Source organism: Streptomyces sp. NPDC038213 (assembly GCF_055600495.1).
This window is the reverse complement of the sequence record NZ_JBVJYM010000072.1, coordinates 1-2,282: the sequence shown is the minus strand read 5'-3', so window position 1 is coordinate 2,282 and position 2,282 is coordinate 1. Positions and strand designations below refer to the sequence as shown.

The window sequence follows — 2,282 nt, the reverse complement described above, 5'->3', positions numbered from 1 at the left end:
CGTTCGCGTTCGTCCGCTCACCGATCGCCATGTACGCCGTGTCCTGACGGAAAGGCACCGTCTGGTACAGCGAAGCCGCACCCGGCTCCGGACGGGGTTCCGGACGCCGGGGAGCCGCTCCCCGGACCCGCTCCACGATCCGGCCGAGGTGCTCGGGGGTGGTGCCGCAGCAGCCGCCGACCAGCGAGAGGCCGTAGTCGCGGACGAACCCCTCCTGAGCATCGGCGAGTTCACCCGCGGACAGGGGGTAGTGGGCGCCGTCCTTGGTCAGGACGGGCAGGCCGGCGTTGGGCATGCAGGACAGCGGGATGCGGGCGTTGCGCGCCAGGTAGCGCAGGTGCTCGCTCATCTCCGCCGGGCCCGTGGCGCAGTTCAGCCCGATCATGTCGATGCCCAGCGGTTCCAGCGAGGTCAGCGCCGCACCGATCTCCGAACCCAGCAGCATCGTCCCGGTCGTCTCGACCGTCACCGAACAGATCAGCGGCACGCTCACGCCCAGCGCGTCCATCGCCCGCCGCGCACCGATGATCGCGGACTTCGTCTGGAGCAGGTCCTGCGTGGTCTCCACCAGCAGCGCGTCCGCACCCCCGGAGAGCAGGCCCTCGGCGTTGGTCTGGAAGGCGTCGCGGATCGACGCGTAGGAGATGTGGCCCAGGGTCGGCAGCTTCGTGCCCGGACCCATCGAGCCCAGCACCCACCGCTGCTGCCCCGACGCGACCGTGAACTCGTCCGCGACCTGGCGCGCGATCGCCGCACCCGCCTGCGACAGCTCGAAGTTCCGCTCCGGAATGTCGTACTCCGCCAGCGCCGACAGGTTCGCGCCGAAGGTGTTCGTCTCGACGCAGTCCACGCCCACCGCGAAGTACGCCTCGTGCACCGACCGCACGATGTCCGGCCGCGTCACGTTCAGGACCTCGTTGCAGCCCTCCAGATCCTGGAAGTCCTCCAACGAGGGGTCCTGCGCCTGGAGCATGGTCCCCATCGCCCCGTCGGCCACCACCACACGCGAGGCCAGCGCCTCGCGCAGGGCATCGGCCCGGGTCCGGGTGTCTGCGGGGGCGGTCATCGCGGGCTCCCGAGGGTCGGGGCGAGGAGCCGGGCGCAGTCGCTGCCGTAGGCGCGCTCGACGGTGGCGAGGAGGACGGCGGGGTCGGCCTCGTAGGACTGCGAGCCGACGGCCTGGAGGACCAGGGCGGCCATGGCGCAGCCCAGCTGGGCCGCGGTCTCCAGCGGGAGGCCGTGGCTGATCGCGGCGAGGAAGCCGGAGCGGAAGGCGTCGCCGACTCCGGTGGGGTCCTCGGCGGGTACGCCGGGTACGGCCGGGACGCGGAGGGTGGGCTCGCCCCTGCGGTCGATGCGGACGCCTTCGGCGCCGAGGGTGGTGACCCAGGTGCCGACGCGGTCGAGGACCTCCTCCCCGGTCCATCCGGTGCGCTCGCGCAGCAGGGCGGCCTCGTACTCGTTGGTGAAGAGCCAGCGGGCGCCTTCGACCAGGGTGCGGGTGCTCTCCCCGTCGAGGCGGGCGAGCTGCTGGGAGGGGTCGGCGGCGAAGGGCAGGCCGAGTTCGCGGCACTGCTCGGTGTGCCGGACCATGGCCGCGGGGTCGTTCGGGCACACGAGGACGAGGTCGAGCCCGCCGTCGGCCCCGGCGAGGGGGCGGAGGTCGATCTCCGCGGCCTCGGCCATGGCGCCGGCGTAGAACGAGGCGATCTGGTTGGCGTCCCGGTCGGTGATGCACATGAAGCGGGCGGTCTGGCGCTCCGCGGAGACGTGGACGGCGCCGGTGTCGACCCCGTGCTCCTTGAGCCAGACCTCGTACTCGGCGAAGTCCGTGCCGACGGCTCCGGCGAGCACCGGCGCGAGGCCGAGGCTGCCGAGTCCGTAGGCGATGTTGGCGGCCACCCCGCCGCGGCGGACGTCGAGGTGGTCGACCAGGAAGGAGAGCGATACGTGCTCCAGCTGGTCGGGGAGGAGTTGGTCGCCGAAACGGCCGGGGAAGACCATGAGGTGGTCCGTGGCGATGGATCCTGTCACCGCGATGCGCACGAGGGCTCTCCTGTGGGTTCTGGAGGGGACCGTGGAAGGAGCGAGTGGCCGGGCGCCCCGGGAGGCGGTTCCGCGGGGCGCCGGACGGGGGCGTCAGGCCGAGGCGGGCGCGGCGGCGGCCGCGGCCTTGAGGAGCTCGGCGCGGTCGGTGCGCTCCCAGGTGAAGTCGGGCAGCTCGCGGCCGAAGTGGCCGTAGGCGGCGGTCTGGGAGTAGATCGGGCGCAGCAGGTCGAGGT

At 72.8% G+C, this 2,282-nt stretch carries 3 protein-coding genes; all 3 read right to left on the bottom strand.

Annotated features, from left to right (window positions below; translation table 11 throughout):
• Positions 1-1,066 (bottom strand): homocysteine S-methyltransferase family protein (locus ACZ7JZ_RS35975; RefSeq protein ID WP_470947370.1); only part of this gene is annotated, 1,066 nt, incomplete at its 3' end.
• Positions 1,063-2,046 carry a carbohydrate kinase family protein gene (locus ACZ7JZ_RS35970; protein ID WP_470947368.1) on the bottom strand — a complete coding sequence of 328 codons (984 nt, stop codon included), beginning with the start codon at positions 2,044-2,046 and terminating at the stop codon, positions 1,063-1,065. The genes ACZ7JZ_RS35970 and ACZ7JZ_RS35975, both read right to left, overlap by 4 nt.
• 93 nt (positions 2,047-2,139) lie before the next feature.
• Positions 2,140-2,282: methionine adenosyltransferase domain-containing protein (locus ACZ7JZ_RS35965; RefSeq protein WP_470947372.1), on the bottom strand; the 143-nt coding region annotated here is incomplete at its 5' end.